A 19,698-nucleotide genomic window follows, 5' to 3' on the forward strand; every position below is an offset into this window, starting at 1 on the left:
GAGGCGTCAGGACCGGGCCCGCTGCGTCACCGCGATGCACACCAGGACGCCCGCCGCGGCGAGCGGGGCGGCCGGGCTCAGGTGCTCGCCGAGCAGCAGCACCGACCAGACGAGCGTCAGGAGGGGCTGCGCCAGCTGGAGCTGGCTGGCCTTGGCGACGCCGATGGCGGCCATGCCCCGGTACCAGAGGTACAGGCCGAGGAATGTGGAGGCGGAAGCCACCCAGAGCAGCCCGACGACCCCGTGGACGGTGAGGTGCCAGGGTTCCAGGGTGAGGCCGAGGACCGTGCCGGTCACGGTGAGCGGGACGCACAGGACCAGGGCCCAACCGACGACGTGCCAGCCCGGCATGAGGCCCGAGAGCCGCCCGCCCTCGGTGTATCCGGCGGCACACAGGAGCAGCGCCGCGAACAGGTAGAGGTCAGCACGCGACAGCTCCCCGCCGCTCTGCTGGACGGTGAAGACGACCACCACGGCGGCGCCGGCGAGCGCGGCCGCCCAGAAGGCGCGTGAGGGGCGCCGCCGGGTGCGCAGGGCCGCGAAGGCGGCCGTGGTGAGCGGCAGCAGACCCACCACGACGGCCGCGTGCGACGTCGTCGCGGTCCCGAGCGCCAGCGTGGTCAGGACCGGGAAACCGATCATCACGCCACCCACGACCACGGCGAACCCGCCCCAGTGCGACCGGTCGGGAAACGGCACCCGGCCCCGCCACAGGAAGACCCCGGCGAGCAGCGCGGCGATCAGCAGCCGCAGCGACACCATCGACCACGTGCCGAAGCTCTCCAGTCCCCAGGCGGTGCTGGGGAAGGTCAGGGAGAACGAGAGCACGCCGAGCGTGGCGAGAGCCGTCCCGCGCGGCAGGGCGGGACGACGGTGGCCGTCCTCCTGAACTGCTGTCGGAACCGCTATCGGAACAGGGGGAGTAGCGCTATTCTGTGCTGTCATGCATGAGCGTAGCAGCGTGGCTGAACTGGCAAAATCCCTCCGGGGCGAACTCAATCGCTACTCCGTGGGCGGAAGGCTGCCGTCCAGTCGAGCCCTCGTCGAGCGCTACCGGGTCTCCCCGGTGACGGTCTCAAGGGCCCTCGCCCAGCTCGTCGCGGAGGGGCTCGTCGTCACCCGCCCCGGCGCGGGCGCCTACCGCGCCGAGCCGCGCGCCGACACCGGCCGCACCGGCGACACCTCCTGGCAGGAGGTCGCGCTCAGCGCCGACGGCGCCACCGAGCCGGCCCCGCGCGCGGTCGACGCCGCCGGAGTCCTGGCCGCCCTCGCGGTTCCGGCGACCGGCGTCATCGACCTCAGCGGCGGCTACCTCGACGCGGGGCTCCAGCCCGAGCGGGCCATGGGCGCGGCGCTCGCACGGGCCGGCCGCCGCCCCGGGGTGTGGAGCCGCCCGCCCGTCGACGGGCTGCCCGAACTGCGCTCCTGGTTCGCCCGGGAGATCGGCGCCGCCGTCACCGCGGCCGACGTACTGATCACCTCGGGCGGCCAGGCAGCCCTGACCACCACTTTGCGCGCGCTCGTCGCGCCCGGCGCCCCCGTCCTCGTCGAATCGCCCACCTACCCCGGCACCCTGGCGGTGGCCCGCGCCGCCGGGCTGCGTCCCGTCCCGGTCCCGGTCGATGCCGACGGCGTGCGACCCGATCTCCTCGCCCGCGCCTTCCAGGCCACCGGCGCCCGCGTCTTCTACTGCCAGCCCCTCTTCCAGAACCCGACCGGCGCCCTCCTGTCCCCGGACCGCGGCCGCGAAGTGGTGGGCATCGCCCACTCCTTCGGTGCGTTCGTCGTGGAGGACGACTTCGCCCGCCGGCTCGGTCACGAGGACGCCGGAGCGCTGCCCGCGCCGCTCGCCGCCGACGACCCTAACGGTGTCGTCGTCCATGTCTCCTCCCTCACCAAGGCGACTTCGCCGAGCCTGCGGATCGGGGCGCTCGCCGCCCGCGGACCGGTACGGGAGCGCCTGCGCGCCATCCAGGCCGTCGACTCCTTCTTCGTGCCGCGCCCCTTGCAGGAGACCGCCATCGAACTCGTCGGCTCCCCGGCCTGGGACCGTCATCTGCACGCCGTCTCCGCCGAGTTGACGGCCCGTCGCGAAGCCCTGGCAGGCGGCGTACTGCACCGCCTGCCCGAACTGGCCCTGCCCCACATCCCCTCCGGCGGCTATCACCTCTGGCTCCGGCTGCCCGAGGACCTGCCCGAGCCCGCCGTCGTCGCCGCCGCGCTGCGTGCCGGCGTCGCCGTCTCCGCGGGCCGCCCCCACTTCGGTGCCGAACCCCCGGCCGGCCATCTCCGCCTCAGCTTCGCGGGCGTGACGGGGCGCGCGCAGATCGCCGAAGCGGTGCGCAGGCTGCGCACCGCCCTGGACGACGTGCGGAGTTGACCGGGCGCGCCCGGGGCGGCCCCGTGGCGGCGGCACCCGCGCTCCCGTGACGGCGGCACCCGCGCCTCGGGGTTGGGCGACGGCCTCCCGGCCCGGCGCGCGTCACCCGCCGAAGTGGTGCCCGCCACTGACAAGCCGCCCGCCGGCTGCCAGGCTCCTGCCATGAGCGAAGTGATCTTCCGCGAGTACGCGATCTCGGCCGACCCCGCCCGGCTCGACCCGGCACGGATCCACCACTGGCTGTCCACCGACGCGTACTGGGCTCTCGGCCGGACCCGCGAGAAGCAGGACGCCGCCATCGCGGGGTCCCTCAACTTCGGTGCCTACGAGGCGAGTTCGGGCGAACAGGTCGCCTATGCGCGGGTCGTCACCGATCACGCCACGTTCGCGTGGCTGTGTGATGTGTACGTCGATCCCGCGGTACGGGGCAAGGGCCTCGGCACGGCCATGGTGGCCGCGGTGCGTGATCACCTCGCCCCGGTCGGCCTGCGCAGGATCATGCTGGCCACGGCCGATGCCCACGGGGTCTACGAGAAGCTGGGCTTCCGCGCCCTGGAGAACCCGGACCGGTGGATGGCGCTCGGCCTTCAGTAGGGCACATCCCGCGGCCGCGGGCCCGACGCCGCGAAACGGCCGGGCGCGGTGGGCAGGCGCGGCCGCGGGGGCCGGCGCGGGGCCGGCGCCCCTCAGTGCGGGCCCGGTGGTTCGGTGAGCCAGGCGCCGATGCCCGGCAGCGCGTCCGGCCCGCTGTCGCTCTCCACCGAGCCGACGAGGTCGGCGATCGTGACCGCGGCCAGTGACGCCCGCCACGCGGCGTCCGCGGCGCCCATCGCTCGGGCGATGGGGCACTGCTGCGCACACTTCTCCGGGGGTGTCGCGAACGGCCCCCGCTGACGGATCTCGGTGCACACGAACGCCGGGGCCGCCCCGTCGACGGCCTGCACCACATCGAGCAGCGTGATGGCGCCGGCCGCCTTGGCGAGCACATAACCGCCGGTCTTGCCCTGGATGGAGTGCACAAGGCCGGCCCGTGAAAGCGCCTGCAAGTGCTTGGCCATATAGCTGGGCGACACATCGTGCAGCTCGGCGAGACGGGCGGCCGGCACAGGGTCCCCGGCCGCCGTCAGCACCACACAGCAGTGCAGCGCCCACTCGACGCCGCCGGACAGTTTCATGCCGCCTCCCGTTGACTCGGACAGAGACTATCCGAGTATTATCTCGGATATCGGGTATCCGAGTTTGCGTATGGGAAATGTCCAGCTCCCGAAGGAAGGTCCACCATGAAGATCACCGTCATCGGCACCGGGCTCATCGGCTCCCAGCTGGCCACCCGGCTCGCAGGTCTGGGGCACGACGTGACCAGCGCGTCCCTGTCGTCCGGCGTCGACCTGCTCACCGGCGAGGGCCTCGACGCGGCGCTCGCGGGGGCACACGCCGTGGTCAACGTGACGAACTCGCCGACGTTCGACGAGAAGTCCCTCGACTTCTTCCGCACCACCGTGGGAAATCTGCTCGACGCGGGCGAGCGGTCCGGCGTCCGCCACCAGGTGGCCCTGTCGATCGTCGGCGCCGACCGGGTTCCCGAGCTGGACTACTACCGGGCCAAGGTGCTCCAGGAGGACCTGCTGCGCGGCGGTCCCACGCCGTACTCGATCGTCCGCGCGACGCAGTTCTTCGAATTCATGGAGCCCACGATGAGCTGGACGTCGGACGACGCCGCGGTGCGGCTGCCGGCCACCGCCATCCAGCCCACCGCCAGCGCCGACGTCGTGAACGCCCTCGCCGAAGTGGCCGCGGGGCACCCGCTCGACGGGATCCTGAACGTCGCGGGGCCCGACACGTTCACGCTCGACGCGCTCGGCCGGCTCACCCTGGCCGCCCGCGGAGACGAGCGTCCCGTGATCACCGATGACCGGGCCGGCCTCTTCGCCGCGGTCCACGACGACGCCCTGACCGCGGGGCCGGACGCGCACCTGGCGCCCACGCGGTACGAGGACTGGCTGACCGGCACCCTCAACGCCTGAGACCCGGCGCCCCGGCCGGGTCGCGTCGCCCGCTCAGGCCGGTGCCGGGGTGGGCTGTTCGCCGAAGACCCAGGGCGCGAGGACGACGAGCCAGCCGTCGGGATCCTCGAAGCTCACCGCGCCCCGCTCAGGCCAGTAGGGGTTCGCGGCGGGCACCGGGCGATGCCCGTGCTCGGCCAGCCGCCGGGTTGCGCGGGCGACGGCCTCGGGGCCGCGGAGGTAGAGCACCAGCTGGTTCTCGGGGTTCGGCTCAGGGATGCGGGGCGAGTCGCCGTGCTGCAGGAGCTCCATGTGCACCGGGGTGCCCGGCAGGCCGAGCACGACACCGTCGTACCCCTGATGGCCGCGCCACTGGGCGAGCACCGGCAGGCCGAGGACATCGCGGTAGAAGACCAGGACGTCGTCGTACCTCGCGGTCGGCCGGGCGAACCGGACCGCTCCTACATCGAGATGGCTGGGCCAGGTGTGAGACATGCGGCCCATGCTGTCAGGCGCGCCCCTGGGCCGAATCGGGCTTGGGGCGTAGGCCTTGGGGAGGGGCCCTGGGACGGGCCGCAGTGCGCCCCGAGCGGCAGCCGGCGGCCAACCGGCCGAGGCCACCGCTCCCTTCGGGGCGGCGGCAGCGAGCCCGGAGCGCCTGTTCGCCGGCCGAGGCGGACGGTTGTCCTGGGCGCAGGCGCGCATCAGTGGTCCGCGCGGGTGTCCGTGCGTCGACGACCGTCGCCAGCAAGCCGTAGTACGCACCGGTGCGGCTCTCGAAATCCGTGTGCGCGGACAGGCCGGGGACGCGGTCGTCCGGTGCGCGCAACAGGTCGACGGATGTCTGGGCGAAGCGGGCGGGCAGGCCTTCCCGCCCGGCGCCTGCCAGGAGGGAGCGCAGTGTGGTGACGGCGGCACGGGAGATCTCGCGCTGTTCCCGCCCGGCGCGCAGCATGCTCCGGTACCCGGACGCCGGTTCGGCCTCGACGAGGGTCCGGCTCGGGTCGTCGGCGAGTTCCCTGCCGGTGTGCGCCGTCCGGTGCGCCTCGGCCCCGGCTTCCAGCAGGACGTGCAGCGCGTCGAGCGGAGCGGTGGTGTGCGGTCCTGATGCGGCGGGGTCGATGCGAACGGAGAGGGTGGCCTCGACGTCGTCCGCGAGACGGCGGGCGGCGGCGTGGGCGCGCTCGGCCGTGCGACGTCCGACGCCCGTGTGTCCCAGGCCCCGCACTCCGGCGTCGAGCACGTCCCGCGCGGTGCGGGCGCCGGCCGCCTCCAGCTCGCGCGCCTCCGGGCCGGCCGCCACCCCTTCGAACAGTCGCGCAACGGGGGTGGCGCTCAGCTTCGCCTCCGTCTGCTCGGCGCGCAGTGCGTTCCACGCCGCGCGCACGGCGTCGCGAGCCCGTGCGTGGTCCTGGGCCACCCGCTCGGCCCTCTCGTGCAGCGCGCGTGCCCGAGCCACGGTCCTGGGGCGTACGCCCGCCAGGCGAACCGAGCCGCGGAGGTTCCCTCCGAAGAGACCGACGGCGATCAGGGCCAGACCGCTCAGCATGAGCGCGTCGGACAGCGCGTAGGGATTCTCGTCGTCGGGCGACGGCTCCAGGTCCCCCTTGTGCCGGCCCTCGGTGAACATGAAGCCCGTTTCCCAGCCGTTCCGCGTGCCCGAAGCGGAGGACGACGGCTTGAGCAGCTCGCCCCTCCCCGGGTCGCACCGATAAGCGGCCTCGCGCGAGCGACCCCCGTCGTGGTACGGGTCCTGCCAGCGCACGGTGCACCGGCCGTCGGGCTTCTCGCTGATCACGGTGAGGTCGATCTGGCGCGTCTCGGGATACGTGACGTAGGTGTACGCCGACCAACCGAACAGCACGACGCCGAGCGCCAGCACCCAGCGAAAGAACGGCCTGTGCCGCATGGTCCCCCCTCATCCCCGGCCTATGACCCCCGGCCCAGGACCCCGGCGGAGATTACCGCCGGCCGGCGGCAGTGGGCCGGGGCCGCCGTCCGCGTGCGGCGGCGCCCCCCGACCCCTTCGAAGGGGCCCGGCCCGGCCGCAGCCGCCGCCTCGACGCCAGGTCGTCACCCCGCTGCCCCTGGCCGGCCGGCCCCGGCCAGGCATAGCCCGCCGCACACATGTCTTTGCATAAAACTGCATAGCTGCGTATAGTCATGCCATCACCGAGGAGGATTCGATGGCGGCGGTACGTGCGGCAGTGGCAGGGGCCAGTGGATATGCGGGTGGGGAGCTGCTGCGTTTGCTGCTCGGGCATCCCGGGGTCGAGATCGGGGCGCTGACCGCGAACTCCAACGCGGGGCAGCCGCTCGGATCGCTTCAGCCGCATCTCGTTCCGCTCGCCGGGCGCATCCTGGAGCCGACCACCGCCGAAGTGCTCGCCGGGCACGACGTCGTGTTTCTCGCGCTGCCGCACGGCCAGTCCGCCGCGGTCGCGGAGCGACTCGGCGACGATGTCCTCGTCGTCGACATGGGGGCCGACTTCCGGCTCCGCGACGCGGGTGACTGGGAGAAGTTCTACGGCTCGGCGCACGCCGGCTCCTGGCCCTACGGGCTGCCCGAACTGCCGGGCGGACGGGCCGCGTTGGAGAGCACGCGCCGGATCGCCGTGCCGGGCTGCTACCCGACGGCCGTCTCCCTCGCGCTCTTCCCCGCCTACCAGGGCGGACTCGTGGAGAACGAGGCCGTCGTCGTCGCCGCCACCGGCACCTCCGGCGCCGGCAAGGCGCTCAAGCCGCACCTGCTCGGCAGCGAGGTCATGGGCTCGATGTCCCCGTACGGGGTCGGCGGGGGCCACCGGCACACCCCGGAGATGATGCAGAACCTCGGCGCCGTCGCGGGCGAGGACGTCACCGTGTCCTTCACGCCCACCCTCGCGCCGATGTCCCGCGGCATCCTCGCCACCTGTTCCGCGAAGGCGAAGCCCGGCGTCGACGCCGCGAGCGTACGGGCCGCCTACGAGAAGGCCTTCGCGGACGAGCCCTTCGTCCACCTGCTCCCCGAGGGGCAGTGGCCCGCCACCGCTTCCGTGTACGGATCCAACTCCGTTCACGTACAGGTCGCTCACGACGAGAGCGCCCACCGCGTCATCGCGATCAGCGCCATCGACAACCTCACCAAGGGCACCGCCGGCGGCGCGGTGCAGAGCATGAACATCGCCCTCGGACTCGACGAGTCGACGGGCCTTTCCACGATGGGAGTCGCGCCGTGAGTGTGACCGCAGCGCAGGGGTTCTGGGCGTCGGGCATCGCCGCCGGGATCAAGCAGAACGGCAACCCGGACCTGGCCGTCGTGGTCAACGCCGGGCCCCGCACCGCAGCCGCGGGCGTCTTCACCTCCAACCGCGTCAAGGCCGCCCCGGTCCTGTGGTCCGAGCAGGTCCTCAAGGGCGGCGAGGTGAGCGCCGTCGTCCTCAACTCCGGCGGCGCCAACGCCTGTACGGGACCCAAGGGGTTCCAGGACACCCACGCCACGGCCGAGAAGGCGGCGGCCTCCCTCAACACCGCCGGGTTCGACGACGCCGGCGGCCACGGCGCGGGCACGGTCGCCGTCGCCTCCACCGGGCTCATCGGCACCCTGCTGCCGATGGACAAGCTGCTTCCGGGCATCGACACGGCGGTGGCCCAGCTCACCGAGCACGGGGGTGAGAAGGCCGCCATCGCCATCAAGACCACCGACACCGTGCACAAGACCAGCGTGGTCACCCGGGACGGCTGGACCGTGGGGGGCATGGCCAAGGGTGCCGGCATGCTCGCCCCCGGGCTCGCCACCATGCTCGTCGTGCTCACCACCGACGCCGACCTGGACGCGGCCACCCTCGACAAGGCACTGCGCGACGCGACGCGCCGGACCTTCGACCGCATCGACTCCGACGGCTGCATGTCCACCAACGACACCGTGCTGCTCCTCGCCTCCGGCGCCTCCCAACTCGTACCGGAATACGATGAGTTCGCCGAAGCCGTACGGGGCGTCTGCGACGACCTGGCGCGCCAGCTGATCGGCGACGCCGAGGGAGCCTCCAAGGACATCCGCATCGAGGTGATCAACGCCGCGAGCGAGGACGACGCCCTGGAGGTCGGGCGGTCCATCGCCCGCAACAACCTCCTCAAGTGCGCCGTTCACGGCGAGGACCCCAACTGGGGCCGGGTGCTCTCCGCTATCGGCACCACGAAGGCCGCCTTCGAGCCGGACCGGCTGAGCGTCGCCATCAACGGCGTGTGGGTCTGCAAGAACGGCTCCGTCGGCGAGGACCGCGACCTCGTCGACATGCGCTTCCGCGAGGTCGAGATCACCGCCGACCTCGCCGCCGGCACCAGCGAGCCCGTCGTCATCTGGGCGAACGACCTCACCGCCGACTACGTCCACGAGAACAGCGCGTACAGCTCATGAGCACTCGTAAGCACACCGCACTGCCCAAGGCGCAGATCCTCATCGAGGCGCTGCCCTGGCTGATCCGGCATCACGGCAAGACCGTCGTCATCAAGTTCGGCGGCAACGCCATGATCGACGAGGATCTGAAGGCCGCCTTCGCCCAGGACGTGGTGTTCCTGCGCCAGTCCGGCCTCAAGCCCGTCGTGGTGCACGGCGGCGGACCGCAGATCAGCGCCCAGCTCGACAGGCACGGCCTGGTCAGCGAGTTCAAGGCGGGCCTTCGGGTCACCACGCCCGAGGCCATGGACGTGGTCCGCATGGTGCTCGCCGGACAGGTGCAGCGCGAACTCGTCGGCCTGCTCAACCAGCACGGGCCGCTCGCCGTCGGCATGACCGGCGAGGACGCCCACACCATCACCGCCACCCAGCACCGCCCCGAGATCGACGGCGAGCTCGTCGACATCGGGCGGGTCGGCCAGATCACCGCGATCGACCCGGGCGCGATCAAAGCGCTCCTGGACGACGGCCGGATCCCGGTCATCTCCTCGATCGCCCGCTCCCAGGACGACGGACATGTCTACAACGTCAATGCTGATACGGCGGCTGCGGCACTTGCGGCTGCGCTGGGCGCCGAGACCCTGATGGTCCTCACCGACGTCGAGGGTCTCTACGAGGACTGGCCCAACAGTGACGACGTCATCAGCAAACTGACCGCCGCTCAGCTGGAGAAGCTGCTGCCCGAGCTCTCCAGCGGCATGGTGCCCAAGATGGAGGGCTGCCTGTTCGCCGTGCGCAACGGGGTCAACACCGCGCGCGTGATCGACGGACGGGTCCAGCACTCCATCCTGCTGGAGATTTTCACCGACGAAGGCATCGGCACGATGGTCGTGCCGGACGGACGAGACGCCCAAGGGGGAGCGCGGTGACCAACCACGAACTCGCACAGCGCTGGCAGCAGGCCATGACGGACAACTACGGCACGCCCAAGCTCGCGCTCGTGCGCGGCGCGGGCGCCAGCGTCTGGGACGCGGACGGCGTCCAGTACGCCGACTTCGTGGGCGGCATCGCGGTCAACGCGCTCGGCCACGCCCACCCGGCCGTCGTGCAGGCAGTGACCCAGCAGATCGCCTCGCTCGGCCACGTCTCGAACCTGTTCGTCGCGGAGCCGCCGGTGGCGCTCGCCGAACGGCTGCTCCAGCTCTTCGGGCGGCCCGGCCGGGTGTACTTCAGCAATTCCGGCGCCGAGGCCAACGAGGCCGCCTTCAAGATCGGCCGGCTGACCGGGCGCACCCACATGGTCGCCACCCACGGCGGCTTCCACGGCCGGACGATGGGCGCCCTCGCGCTCACCGGCCAGGAAGGCAAGCGGACGCCGTTCCTGCCGCTGCCCGGCGACGTCACCCACGTGCCGTTCGGGGACGTCGAGGCGCTGCGGGCGGCGGTCACCGAGGAGACCGCCTTCGTCATCATCGAGCCGATCCAGGGCGAGCTCGGCGTCGTGGTCCCCCCGGCCGGCTACCTCGGGGCCGCCCGGGAGATCACCCGTGCCACCGGAACGCTGCTCGTCCTCGACGAGGTCCAGACCGGCATCGGACGGACCGGCAGCTGGTTCGAGTACCAGCGGCACGAGGGCGTCGATCCGGACATCGTCACCCTCGCCAAGGGGCTCGGCGGGGGACTGCCGATCGGTGCGACCGTCGCGTTCGGCGCCACGGCCGAACTCCTCAAGCCCGGCATGCACGGCACCACCTTCGGCGGAAACCCGGTCGCCTGCGCCGCGGGACTCGCCGTGCTCGACACGCTCGCCGCCGACGGCGCGCTCGACCAGGTCAAGCGCACCGGCGAGAAACTGCGGGACGGGATCGAGGCGCTGGGCCACCCGCTGGTCTCCCACGTCCGTGGTGCGGGGCTGCTGCTGGGTATCGTGCTCAACGAGCCCCTCGCACCCCGGGTGCAGCAGGCGGCTCAGGATGCCGGCTTCCTGGTCAACGCGCCCGCGCCCGATGTCGTACGGCTCATGCCGCCGCTCATCATCGGGGACGCGGAGGCGGATGCGTTCGTCCGGGCGCTGCCCGGCATCCTTGAAGCAGCAGGCGGGGACGGAAGATCCGGAGAATGAGACGACGATGACCGACGAGGCGCAGGACTTCGAGCCGGGCGGCCCCGCCGTACCGCAGACCCGCACCGCCCGCCACCGCCGGATCGTGGACATCCTCAACCGGCAGCCGGTGCGGTCCCAGAGCCAGCTCGCCAAGCTGCTCGCGGACGACGGGCTGAGCGTCACCCAGGCGACGCTCTCGCGCGACCTCGACGAACTGGGCGCGGTGAAGATCCGCAACACCGGCGGTGAGCTGATCTACGCGGTGCCCAGCGAGGGCGGTTTCCGCACGCCCAAGGCGCCGCTCGGGGAGTCCGCCAAGGAGGAGCGGATGCGCCGGCTCTCCGCCGAGCTGCTGATCTCCGCCGAGGCCTCCGCCAACCTGGTGGTGCTGCGCACCCCGCCCGGCGCCGCTCAATTCCTCGCCTCGGCCATCGACCAGGCCGAACTGCACGACATCCTCGGCACGATCGCGGGTGACGACACGCTGATGCTGATCAGCCGCGACCCCACGGGCGGCCAGGCGCTTGCCGACCATCTGCTGCGCCTGGCCCAGAGCGACCACCGCTGACGGCAGTGGGGGAAGACCGCCAACTCCCGCGCGGGGCGGCCGGGTTCAGTATCCGGTGAGCGCGGTCGGGCCGGTGTCCGTGCCGATCGCGATGTGCGGGCGGCGCCCCGGGACGGCCCAGGCAAGCACCCGGTCCATGGCCTCGGCGGGCACCGACACACAGCCGGCGGTCGCGCCGCGCCCGTTGACGTGCAGGAAGATCCCGGCGCCCCGGCCGCGCACCGGGCGCTCGTAGTTGAAGCCGACGACCAGGGCGCGGGCGTACTGGCTCGCGTACGCCGTCAGGTGCTCGGACTCGCCCGCCCGGCAGTCCGCCGGCAGGCCCTCCACCCAGCGGTTGTAGGCGCGGGACTCGTTGTCCTCGCACCACCACGACCGGTCGGTGGCGCGCCGGTAGGGATAGCGGGTGCCGGGCGGGGCGGCCGCCACCCCGAAGGCGTACGGAAGGGCGTACAGGCCGGTCGGTGTGGTGTCGGTGCCCTGGACCCGCGCGTCGCCCTCGACCAGCCCCTTCGCGCCGAACCTGGCGGGGGCCGAGCCCGCCGCCACCCAGTGCCCGTCGCGCAGGTCCCACCAGGTCAGCAGGCCGGTGGTCGCGTCGATCCCGGCGGCCTCGGCGGTCAGGAGCTGGCTGCCCCCGCCGGTGCTCGCCATCCGCTCGGGCAGCGGCGCGGGCGAGGGGCCGGGCGTGGCGAGCGGAACCAGCAGGGACGCGAGGAGCAGAGCAGCGAGGCGCATGTTCCGGACGGTAGGCGCCGCCACCGCCCAGGGCCCCCCGAACCGGCGCGGATTGCTCCGTAAGCGGGACGCGGCCGCCCGCCCGTGGCCGGGGTGGGTCCGGGGCCGGGGTGGGTCCGGTGGCCTGGGTGCGTGCGTGGCCGCGGCCCCCCGATCGGACGCGTTGACAAAACATGCAGAGCTCTGCATAGTTATGCCAACGTCAACCTGGCTACGGGGCGCGACTTCGGGTGAGCGCGAATCGTTGCACGACCGTCTCCCCGCTCCTCCGCGGCGGGGAGACGGTGGCACAACCACTTCTGAGGAGCTTGAGCTGTGAGCAGCAACAACGGTGACGTCCGGCTCTGGGGCGCCCGGTTCGCCGACGGTCCCGCCGAGGCGCTGGCGAAGCTGTCCGCCTCGGTCCACTTCGACTGGCGGCTCGCCCCGTACGACATCGCGGGCTCCCGCGCCCACGCCCGGGTGCTCCACACGGCGGGCCTGCTCACCGCCGACGAGCTCCGGCGGATGCTCGCGGGCCTCGACCAGCTGGCGAACGACGTCACCGACGGCACGTTCGTCGGCACCATCGCCGACGAGGACTGCCACACCGCCCTGGAGCGCGGCCTCCTGGAGCGCCTCGGCCCCGACCTCGGCGGCAAGCTCCGCGCCGGCCGGTCCCGCAACGACCAGGTCGCCACCCTCTTCCGGATGTACCTGCGCGACCACGCCCGGATCATCGGCGGCCTGATCGCCGAGCTCCAGGACGCCCTCGTCGGGCTCGCCGAGGCGCACCCGGACGTCGCCATGCCCGGCCGTACGCACCTCCAGCACGCCCAGCCGGTCCTCTTCGCCCACCATGTGCTCGCCCACGTCCAGTCGCTCTCCCGGGACGCCGAGCGGCTGCGGCAGTGGGACGAGCGGACCGCGGTGTCGCCGTACGGCTCCGGCGCGCTGGCCGGCTCCTCGCTCGGCCTCGACCCGGAGGCGGTCGCCGCCGACCTCGGCTTCGAGCACGGCTCGGTCGGCAACTCCATCGACGGCACGGCCTCGCGTGACTTCGTCGCCGAGTTCGCCTTCATCACCGCGATGATCGGCGTGAACCTGTCGCGGATCGCCGAGGAGATCATCATCTGGAACACGAAGGAGTTCTCCTTCGTGACCCTGCACGACGCCTTCTCCACCGGGTCGTCGATCATGCCGCAGAAGAAGAACCCGGACATCGCGGAGCTCGCGCGGGGCAAGTCGGGCCGCCTCATCGGCAACCTCACCGGCCTGATGGCGACCCTGAAGGCGCTCCCGCTCGCTTACAACCGCGACCTCCAGGAGGACAAGGAGCCGGTCTTCGACTCCTGCGACCAGCTGGAGGTGCTGCTGCCCGCCTTCACCGGAATGATGGCCACGCTCACCGTCAACCGGGAACGCATGGAGGAGCTCGCCCCGGCCGGCTTCTCGCTCGCCACCGACATCGCCGAGTGGCTGGTCAAGCAGGGCGTGCCGTTCCGGGTGGCGCACGAGGTCGCGGGGGAGTGCGTCAAGGTGTGCGAAGCCCACGGCATCGAACTCGACCAGCTCACCGACGAGCAGTTCGCGAAGATCTCGGAGCACCTCACCCCCGAGGTCCGTACGGTCCTCAACGTCAAGGGTGCACTCGCCTCCCGCAGCGGCCGCGGCGGCACGGCTCCCTCGGCCGTCGCCGTCCAACTCGCCGAGATCAAGGCCGACTTGACGGTGCAGCACGCCTGGGCGGACGCGAAGAAGTAGCCGCACGCAGAGCGGTGTGACCCAGCCCCAATGAGACATCTGTGTCTCATTGGGGCTAGGCTCGTCTCATGACCGTGGACCGAGACCAGGTACTCCGCACCGCCGCCGCCCTCCTCACCCGCAAAGCGACCGCCACCATGGACGAGGTCGCCCGCGCCGCGGGCATCGGCAGGGCCACCCTGCACCGGCACTTCGCCGGACGGGAGGCCCTCGTCAGAGCGCTGGAGGAACTCGGCATCCGCGAGCTGGAGGCCGCACTCGCCGCCGCCCGGCTGGAGGACGGAGCGGCCGCGGACGCGCTGCGCCGCTTGGTCGCCGAGGTCGAACCCGTCGCCGGCCTCCTCGCCTTCCTCGTCACCGAGAACCAGCTCTTCGAGGGCGAGGAGATGAACGAGGGCTGGGCCCGCATCGACGCCCGGGTCTCCGCGCTCTTCCGGCGCGGACAGGAACGGGGCGAGTTCCGCATCGACCTCACCCCCGCCTGGCTCACCGAGGCCCTGTACGGGCTGATCGGCGCCGGCGCCTGGTCCGTGCAGGACGGCCGGGTCGCCGCCAAGGACTTCCAGTACATGATCGCCGAGTTGCTGCTCGGCGGTGTACGGCGGAGCGTGGAGAAGTGACCGCAACCCAGCACCCGGCGTCCCGGGCCGCCGGCCCCATGGGCCGCTGGCTCGCGCTCGCGGTACTCGTCCTCGCCGTGCTGCTCGTCGCCGTCGACGCGACCGTGCTCGGCCTCGCCACGCCCTTCCTGAGCGAAGACCTGAAGCCGACCGGCACTCAGCTGCTGTGGATCGGCGACATCTACTCGTTCGTCATCGCCGGACTCCTCGTCTCCATGGGCAGCCTCGGCGACCGCATCGGCCGCAAGAAGCTCCTGCTCTCGGGGGCCGTGGCCTTCGGCGCGGTGTCCGTGCTCAACGCGTACGCGTCGAGCCCCGAGATGATGATCCTGGCCAGGGCCCTGCTCGGCATCGCGGGCGCGACCCTGATGCCGTCCACGCTCGCCCTGATCCGCAACATCTTCCACGACCCCAGGGAGCGCAGCCTCGCCGTCGGCATCTGGGGCGCGGCCGCCTCCGCGGGCACGGCGGTCGGGCCGGTCGTCGGCGGTTTCCTCCTGGAGAACTTCTGGTGGGGCTCGGTCTTCCTCATCAACCTGCCGGTCATGGCCGTCCTCGTCCTCGTCGGCATCAAGCTGCTGCCCGAGTCGCGCGACCCCGACCCGGGGCCCTGGGACCTCGTCAGCGTGGGTCTCTCCCTGGTCGGCGTCGTCGCCGTCGTATACGCGGTGAAGGAGGCCGCGGTCAACGGGTTCCGCTGGGACATCGCGGTCGCCGCGGTGCTGGGCGTCGGCGCGCTGGTCTGGTTCGTACGCCGCCAGCGCACGCTCGACTCGCCGCTCCTGGACATCCGGCTCTTCCACCACCGGGGCTTCTCCGGGGCCGTGCTCGCCGATCTGCTGACCATCCTCGGGCTTTCCGGTCTGGTCTTCTTCCTGTCCCAGTTCCTCCAACTGGTGCAGCAGCGCTCGCCGTTGGAGGCAGGACTCATCGAACTGCCCGCGGCGGTGGGGGCGGTGGGCACGGGGCTCGCGGCCGGCACGATCGCCCGCAGGACCTCGGTGCGCGGGGCCGTCGCGGGCGGGCTCGCGGCCGTGGGCCTCGCGCTCGCCGCGTGTGTCCTGCTCGGCGCGGAGACCGGCGTCGTCTCGCTCGGCCTCGCCCTGTTCGTGGGCGGCCTCGGCGCGGGCCTCGCCTTCACGGTGACGGCCGACGTCATCCTCTCCAGCGTGCCCAAGGAGCAGGCCGGAGCGGCGTCGGCGGTCTCGGAGACGGCGTACGAGCTCGGCGCGGCGCTCGGCATCGCGCTGCTCGGCTCGGTGGTGACCGGGATCTACCGGGGTTTCCAGGTGCCGGCCGGCGTTCCCGCGGAGATCGCGGCCGAGGCGCACGACTCGCTCGGCGGGGCGGTGGAGGCGGCCGGGCGGCTGCCTTCGGAGCAGGCGCACGTGATGCTGGGGGCGGCGCGGGACGCGTTCACCTCCGGGTTCCAGGCGGCGGCGGGGGTGGGGGCGGTCGTCCTCTTCGCCACGGCGACGGCGGCGTGGTTCCTGCTCCGCGGCCAACACCTGGCCGAAACCCCCGAACCCTGACCCCGCCCCCCCCGGGGCAACTCCCGGGCTCCCTGACCCCGCGCCCGGGGCCACCCCGGGCTCCCTGACCCGCCAGGGGCGCGAGGAACTGCGTGCCCGGCCCACGACGGTCCGCAGGCAGTGTGGGGGTTGCGCCCGCCAGGCGGGATGCGCGCCGGGTGCCTCGACTCGTGCCAGGGGCGCGGGGAACTGCGCGCCCGGCCGTCCATGGTTCGCGGACAACCCACGGGCTGCCCCCGAGGGGCTGGTCGTTCGGGTGCCGGTCCGCCGTGGCTGGTCGCGCAGTTCCCCGCGCCCCTGGCGGGGTTGCTGTGGGCCGTGTGCGGTTCGGCGGGGTTGGGGCGTGCCCCTGGCGGGGCTGCTGGGAGCCGGGGCGTGGGTTCGGCCGGGTTGGGTCAGGCCGCCTTGGCCTTGGTGGCGTACATGTCCACGTACTCCTGGCCGGACAGCCGCATGACCTCCGCCATCACCGAATCCGTGACGGCCCGCAGAACGTAGCGGTCCCGGTCCATCCCCTCGTACCGCGAGAACTCCATCGGCTCACCGAAGCGAACCGTGACCTTGCCGGGCCGCGGCATCCCCGCACCGCCCGGCTGCAACTTGTCCGTGCCGACCATCGCGAAGGGGACGACGGGCGCGCCCGTCATCAGGGTGAGCCGGGCGACGCCCGTCCGGCCGCGGTACAGGCGCCCGTCGGGGGAGCGGGTGCCCTCCGGGTAGATGCCGAACATCCGGCCGTCCTCCAGGATGCGGCGGCCGGTCATCAGCGCCGCGACACCCCCGTTGGCGCCGTCCCGGTCGACCGGGATCATGCCGACGCCGGTGAAGAACCAGGCCATCAGCCGGCCCTTGAGCCCCTTGCCCGTGACGTACTCGTCCTTGCCGATGAAGGACACCTGCCGGTCGCACACGATGGGCAGCACGATCGAATCGATGAAGGTCACGTGGTTGCCGGCGAGGATGACTGGACCGGTGCCCGGGATGTTCTCGGCGCCTTCCACCTGTGGGCGGAACATCAGGCGCATGATCGGTCCGAGCACTGCCTTGATGAGCGCGAAGCGGGACAACGGGCCCTCCGGGGTCGTCTGGGTGGATGTCGGAAGTCTGTGCAGGTGAGGACGATACTCGCGGCACACGTCCGATCGCACATCGGGTTCACGTAGTGGATACACGTTATTGACGCGTGTTTCCGCCAGGTTCGGCCCTCCTTGGCCCCCGTGTACCCCTAAAGCATCCCGCTCTTCACCTCGGTCCGCCTACGCTCGACTCCTCGCTTTGGCAGGTGCGGGACATACGGACATCACCAGCGGAAACCGAAGCGGAAACCGACGACCGAGGAGTGTTCATGACTGACGGTGAGCGGATGAGCCCCGGGCGGCGCGCCGTGCTCGGTGCGGCGGGCGCGGCCGCGCTCGGCACGGCGGCCACGGGCCTCGCGGGCGCGCCGGCCGCCGCCGCGCAGAACCGCGGCGGCGGCCCGGCCGGCTACCGCGGCCTGCCCGTGCCGTACGTCATCGGGCACCGCGGCACCGCCGGATACCGGCCCGAGCACACGCTCGGTTCCTACCAGCACGCCCTCGACCTCGGCGCCCACGTCATCGAGCAGGACGTGGTGCCCACCAAGGACGGGCACCTGGTCTGCCGGCACGAGAACGACATCTCGGCCACCACCGACGTCTCCGCGCACCCCGAGTTCGCCTCCCGCCGCACCACCAAGAGCATCGACGGGACCGCCGTCACGGGATGGTTCACCGAGGACTTCACGCTCGCCGAACTGAAGACGCTGCGCGCCAAGGAGCGCATCCCGGGCAACCGCCAGCACAACACCCTCTACGACGGCCGCTGGGACGTGTCCACCTTCGAGGAAGTGCTGCGCTGGGCCGAAGCGCAGGGCCGCCGCCTCGGCCGCCGGATCTGGCTGCACTCCGAGACCAAGCACCCCACCTATTTCCGCGGCATCGGGCTGCCCCTGGAGGAGCGCGTCGCCTCCCTGCTGCGCCGCTACGGGCGCCACCGCGCCGACTCCCCGCAGTTCCTCCAGTCCTTCGAGCCCAGCAGCATCCAGCGCCTGACGAAACTGGTCGACACCCCGTCGGTGGTGCTGCTCTCCAACGCGGGCACCAAGCCCTGGGACTTCGTGGTCGACGGCGATCCGCGCACCGTGGACGACCTCGTCGCGCCGGCCGGGCTGCGGTGGATCGCCTCCTACGCCCAGGGCATCGGCCCCACCCTCGACCTGATCATCCCCAAGGACGCCGAAGGAAGGCTGACCCGGCCGACCACGCTCGTCCGCGACGCGCACGCGCGGGGCCTGATCCTGCACCCCTACACCATGCGCAACGAGAACACCTTCCTGCCCGCCGAGTACCGGCGCGGCACCGACCCCAACGCCTACGGCGACGCGTTCGGTGCCTTCAGGACGTACTTCGCGACCGGCATCGACGCGGTGTTCTCCGACAACGCCGACACCGCACTGCTCGCCGCCGCCGATTTCCGCGAGCGCTGAGGACGACCCCGTACGAGTGACAAGTGGCCGCCGCCGAAACCGGGTTCGGCGGCGGGCGCGTCCCGCTCGGCATGGATCTCGTCACAGAGCTCAGCCCGCTCGTCGCCGCCGAGGCCGCCGCGGAGGCCTCCGGCACCGGAGTCGACGCCGACGACCTCGAACAGGCCGTCTGGCTCAGGCTGTTGGAGCGGCAGCCCGAGGACAGGCCGGTCCCGGCCCGCTGGGTGCGCACCGCCGTGCGGGCCGAGGCCCGCCGGGCCCGGCGGGTGCGGCGCCAGGAGAGCCCGTACGCGGGCGAGCGCGCGGCCGATCCGGGCCCGGGGCCCGAACTCGCCGCCATCAGCGCCGAACGGCGCCGCGTCCTGCACGCGGCGGTCCGCCGCACCCCGGGCAACTGCCCCCGCCTCCTGACCGCTCTGCTCTCGCCCGAGGACCCCACCTACCGGGAAATCGCAGGGGAGTTGGATATCTCACAGGGCAGCCTGGGACCGATGCGTTCCCGTTGCCTGGGATGCCTGCGCAGAATGCTGGCGGCGGAGGTTGCCGCTCCTGAACGAGGGGGAAAGGAGCGGTAGACAATCGGGGACCAGTTGAGCGAGAGGCATGCACACATGGGCATGAGCGTGACCATCTCTGCGGCCGGCGCACAGGATGCCGAGCAGATAATGAAGCTGCAGTACCTGTGCTACCAGAGCGAGGCCGAGCTCTACGGCGACTACTCGATCGAGCCCCTGACCCAGACCCTTGAGGACCTGCGGGGCGAACTGTCCACGGGATACGCCCTGGTGGCCAGGCTCGGCGACGAGATCATCGCGTCGGTGCGGGGCCGGGTGGACGCATCCGGCACCGGGCGCATCGACAAGCTCATCGTGCACCCGCGGATGCGGGGCCACGGCCTGGGCGGCCGCCTCCTGGACGCCATCGAGGCGCACTTCACGGCTCGGCTCGACGCCAAGCGCTTCCAGCTCTTCACCGGCCACCGCAGCGAGTCGAACCTGCGGCTGTACCGCAGGCACGGCTACGCGACCGTGGCCACGGAGGCCGTGAGCAAGCGGCTCTCCCTGATCACCCTCGAAAAGGACGTGGCGGCCCAGGAGTTCGTCGCCAGCGCCTAGCGCCCAGCACCTGT

20 protein-coding genes are annotated in these 19,698 nt (G+C 72.4%); 14 read left to right on the forward strand and 6 right to left on the reverse strand.

Features of this window, described 5'->3' with window-relative positions; genetic code table 11:
- Positions 1–6: 6 nt before the first annotated feature.
- A complete protein-coding gene (locus OG432_RS28870) occupies positions 7–945 on the reverse strand; it encodes a DMT family transporter (protein WP_328313878.1) in 939 nt (312 codons plus the stop codon).
- On the opposite strand from OG432_RS28870, the gene OG432_RS28875 reads away from it, so the two are divergent.
- Both OG432_RS28875 and OG432_RS28880 read left to right on the forward strand, forming a co-directional pair.
- Positions 944–2,380, forward strand: a complete 1,437-nt coding sequence (locus tag OG432_RS28875) for an aminotransferase-like domain-containing protein (protein ID WP_328313879.1) — start codon at positions 944–946, stop codon at positions 2,378–2,380. The genes OG432_RS28870 and OG432_RS28875 overlap by 2 nt on opposite strands.
- 162 nt (positions 2,381–2,542) lie before the next feature.
- The gene (locus OG432_RS28880; RefSeq protein ID WP_328313880.1) at positions 2,543–2,974 is read left to right on the forward strand and encodes a GNAT family N-acetyltransferase; all 432 of its coding nucleotides are present in this window, start codon (positions 2,543–2,545) and stop codon (positions 2,972–2,974) included.
- Positions 2,975–3,066: 92 nt separating this feature from the next.
- Here the strand turns inward: OG432_RS28880 and OG432_RS28885 are convergent, their stop codons facing one another.
- Positions 3,067–3,555, reverse strand: a complete 489-nt coding sequence (locus tag OG432_RS28885) for an RrF2 family transcriptional regulator (RefSeq protein WP_328313881.1) — start codon at positions 3,553–3,555, stop codon at positions 3,067–3,069.
- 105 nt (positions 3,556–3,660) lie between these two features.
- Between OG432_RS28885 and OG432_RS28890 the strand changes: the two genes are divergently transcribed.
- A complete protein-coding gene (locus tag OG432_RS28890) occupies positions 3,661–4,404 on the forward strand; it encodes an SDR family oxidoreductase (protein WP_328313882.1) in 744 nt (247 codons plus the stop codon).
- Between the two features lie 33 nt (positions 4,405–4,437).
- Here the strand turns inward: OG432_RS28890 and OG432_RS28895 are convergent, their stop codons facing one another.
- Both OG432_RS28895 and OG432_RS28900 read right to left on the reverse strand, forming a co-directional pair.
- Complete coding sequence (locus tag OG432_RS28895) at positions 4,438–4,878, reverse strand: VOC family protein (protein ID WP_328313883.1); 441 nt, start codon at positions 4,876–4,878, stop codon at positions 4,438–4,440.
- Between the two features lie 13 nt (positions 4,879–4,891).
- Positions 4,892–6,292 carry a hypothetical protein gene (locus OG432_RS28900; protein ID WP_328313884.1) on the reverse strand — a complete coding sequence of 467 codons (1,401 nt, stop codon included), beginning with the start codon at positions 6,290–6,292 and terminating at the stop codon, positions 4,892–4,894.
- A gap of 277 nt (positions 6,293–6,569) precedes the next feature.
- Between OG432_RS28900 and argC the strand changes: the two genes are divergently transcribed.
- Genes argC through OG432_RS28925 form a run of 5 tightly spaced genes read left to right on the forward strand, consistent with a single transcriptional unit; the run spans position 6,570 to position 11,430 of the window.
- Entirely contained in the window at positions 6,570–7,601 is a 1,032-nt protein-coding gene (argC, locus tag OG432_RS28905) for an N-acetyl-gamma-glutamyl-phosphate reductase (RefSeq protein ID WP_328313885.1), read from the forward strand.
- Complete coding sequence (argJ, locus tag OG432_RS28910; RefSeq protein ID WP_328313886.1) at positions 7,598–8,779, forward strand: bifunctional glutamate N-acetyltransferase/amino-acid acetyltransferase ArgJ; 1,182 nt, start codon at positions 7,598–7,600, stop codon at positions 8,777–8,779. Before argC ends, argJ begins: the two co-directional genes overlap by 4 nt.
- Positions 8,776–9,687, forward strand: coding sequence for an acetylglutamate kinase (gene argB / locus OG432_RS28915; protein ID WP_328313887.1), 912 nt, complete (start codon positions 8,776–8,778; stop codon positions 9,685–9,687). Before argJ ends, argB begins: the two co-directional genes overlap by 4 nt.
- Entirely contained in the window at positions 9,684–10,880 is a 1,197-nt protein-coding gene (locus OG432_RS28920; protein WP_328313888.1) for an acetylornithine transaminase, read from the forward strand. The genes argB and OG432_RS28920 overlap by 4 nt, the downstream gene beginning before the upstream one ends.
- A gap of 7 nt (positions 10,881–10,887) precedes the next feature.
- A complete protein-coding gene (locus OG432_RS28925; protein WP_328313889.1) occupies positions 10,888–11,430 on the forward strand; it encodes an arginine repressor in 543 nt (180 codons plus the stop codon).
- 45 nt (positions 11,431–11,475) lie between these two features.
- Here OG432_RS28925 and OG432_RS28930 read toward each other — a convergent pair whose 3' ends face one another.
- On the reverse strand, positions 11,476–12,168 hold the full coding sequence (locus tag OG432_RS28930) for a L,D-transpeptidase family protein (RefSeq protein WP_328313890.1): 693 nt from the start codon (positions 12,166–12,168) through the stop codon (positions 11,476–11,478).
- A 315-nt stretch (positions 12,169–12,483) separates the two neighbouring features.
- Here OG432_RS28930 and argH point away from each other — a divergent pair, with 315 nt between their 5' ends.
- The 3 genes from argH (at position 12,484) to OG432_RS28945 (ending at position 16,063) form a co-directional block, all read left to right on the forward strand.
- A complete protein-coding gene (argH, locus tag OG432_RS28935; protein WP_328313891.1) occupies positions 12,484–13,911 on the forward strand; it encodes an argininosuccinate lyase in 1,428 nt (475 codons plus the stop codon).
- Positions 13,912–13,979: 68 nt separating this feature from the next.
- Positions 13,980–14,531 carry a TetR/AcrR family transcriptional regulator gene (locus OG432_RS28940; protein ID WP_328313892.1) on the forward strand — a complete coding sequence of 184 codons (552 nt, stop codon included), beginning with the start codon at positions 13,980–13,982 and terminating at the stop codon, positions 14,529–14,531.
- Between the two features lie 38 nt (positions 14,532–14,569).
- Positions 14,570–16,063 carry an MFS transporter gene (locus tag OG432_RS28945; protein WP_328315290.1) on the forward strand — a complete coding sequence of 498 codons (1,494 nt, stop codon included), beginning with the start codon at positions 14,570–14,572 and terminating at the stop codon, positions 16,061–16,063.
- Positions 16,064–16,458: 395 nt separating this feature from the next.
- Here the strand turns inward: OG432_RS28945 and OG432_RS28950 are convergent, their stop codons facing one another.
- Positions 16,459–17,088 carry a lysophospholipid acyltransferase family protein gene (locus tag OG432_RS28950; protein WP_443058617.1) on the reverse strand — a complete coding sequence of 210 codons (630 nt, stop codon included), beginning with the start codon at positions 17,086–17,088 and terminating at the stop codon, positions 16,459–16,461.
- A 320-nt stretch (positions 17,089–17,408) separates the two neighbouring features.
- On the opposite strand from OG432_RS28950, the gene OG432_RS28955 reads away from it, so the two are divergent.
- Genes OG432_RS28955 through OG432_RS28965 form a run of 3 tightly spaced genes read left to right on the forward strand, consistent with a single transcriptional unit; the run spans position 17,409 to position 19,684 of the window.
- Positions 17,409–18,569, forward strand: a complete 1,161-nt coding sequence (locus tag OG432_RS28955; RefSeq protein ID WP_328313893.1) for a glycerophosphodiester phosphodiesterase — start codon at positions 17,409–17,411, stop codon at positions 18,567–18,569.
- A gap of 23 nt (positions 18,570–18,592) precedes the next feature.
- Complete coding sequence (locus tag OG432_RS28960) at positions 18,593–19,144, forward strand: sigma-70 family RNA polymerase sigma factor (protein ID WP_443058480.1); 552 nt, start codon at positions 18,593–18,595, stop codon at positions 19,142–19,144.
- Positions 19,145–19,180: 36 nt separating this feature from the next.
- Entirely contained in the window at positions 19,181–19,684 is a 504-nt protein-coding gene (locus tag OG432_RS28965; protein ID WP_328313894.1) for a GNAT family N-acetyltransferase, read from the forward strand.
- The last annotated feature ends 14 nt before the right edge of the window (positions 19,685–19,698 follow it).

The organism is Streptomyces sp. NBC_00442 (assembly GCF_036014195.1).
Classification (GTDB): domain Bacteria; phylum Actinomycetota; class Actinomycetes; order Streptomycetales; family Streptomycetaceae; genus Streptomyces.

Excerpts from the sequence above, each read along its gene's own strand:
- OG432_RS28870 (WP_328313878.1), bottom strand. The coding sequence starts at position 945 with ATGACAGCACAGAATAGCGCTACTCCCCCTGTTCCGATAGCGGTTCCG.
- OG432_RS28890 (WP_328313882.1), top strand. The coding sequence starts at position 3,661 with ATGAAGATCACCGTCATCGGCACCGGGCTCATCGGCTCCCAGCTGGCC.
- OG432_RS28880 (WP_328313880.1), top strand. The coding sequence starts at position 2,543 with ATGAGCGAAGTGATCTTCCGCGAGTACGCGATCTCGGCCGACCCCGCC.
- argC (WP_328313885.1), top strand. The coding sequence starts at position 6,570 with ATGGCGGCGGTACGTGCGGCAGTGGCAGGGGCCAGTGGATATGCGGGT.
- argB (WP_328313887.1), top strand. The coding sequence starts at position 8,776 with ATGAGCACTCGTAAGCACACCGCACTGCCCAAGGCGCAGATCCTCATC.
- OG432_RS28895 (WP_328313883.1), bottom strand. The coding sequence starts at position 4,878 with ATGTCTCACACCTGGCCCAGCCATCTCGATGTAGGAGCGGTCCGGTTC.
- OG432_RS28930 (WP_328313890.1), bottom strand. The coding sequence starts at position 12,168 with ATGCGCCTCGCTGCTCTGCTCCTCGCGTCCCTGCTGGTTCCGCTCGCC.
- OG432_RS28950 (WP_443058617.1), bottom strand. The coding sequence starts at position 17,088 with ATGCGCCTGATGTTCCGCCCACAGGTGGAAGGCGCCGAGAACATCCCG.
- OG432_RS28945 (WP_328315290.1), top strand. The coding sequence starts at position 14,570 with ATGGGCCGCTGGCTCGCGCTCGCGGTACTCGTCCTCGCCGTGCTGCTC.
- OG432_RS28925 (WP_328313889.1), top strand. The coding sequence starts at position 10,888 with ATGACCGACGAGGCGCAGGACTTCGAGCCGGGCGGCCCCGCCGTACCG.
- OG432_RS28965 (WP_328313894.1), top strand. The coding sequence starts at position 19,181 with ATGGGCATGAGCGTGACCATCTCTGCGGCCGGCGCACAGGATGCCGAG.
- OG432_RS28875 (WP_328313879.1), top strand. The coding sequence starts at position 944 with ATGCATGAGCGTAGCAGCGTGGCTGAACTGGCAAAATCCCTCCGGGGC.
- OG432_RS28900 (WP_328313884.1), bottom strand. The coding sequence starts at position 6,292 with ATGCGGCACAGGCCGTTCTTTCGCTGGGTGCTGGCGCTCGGCGTCGTG.
- OG432_RS28885 (WP_328313881.1), bottom strand. The coding sequence starts at position 3,555 with ATGAAACTGTCCGGCGGCGTCGAGTGGGCGCTGCACTGCTGTGTGGTG.
- OG432_RS28940 (WP_328313892.1), top strand. The coding sequence starts at position 13,980 with ATGACCGTGGACCGAGACCAGGTACTCCGCACCGCCGCCGCCCTCCTC.
- OG432_RS28955 (WP_328313893.1), top strand. The coding sequence starts at position 17,409 with ATGACTGACGGTGAGCGGATGAGCCCCGGGCGGCGCGCCGTGCTCGGT.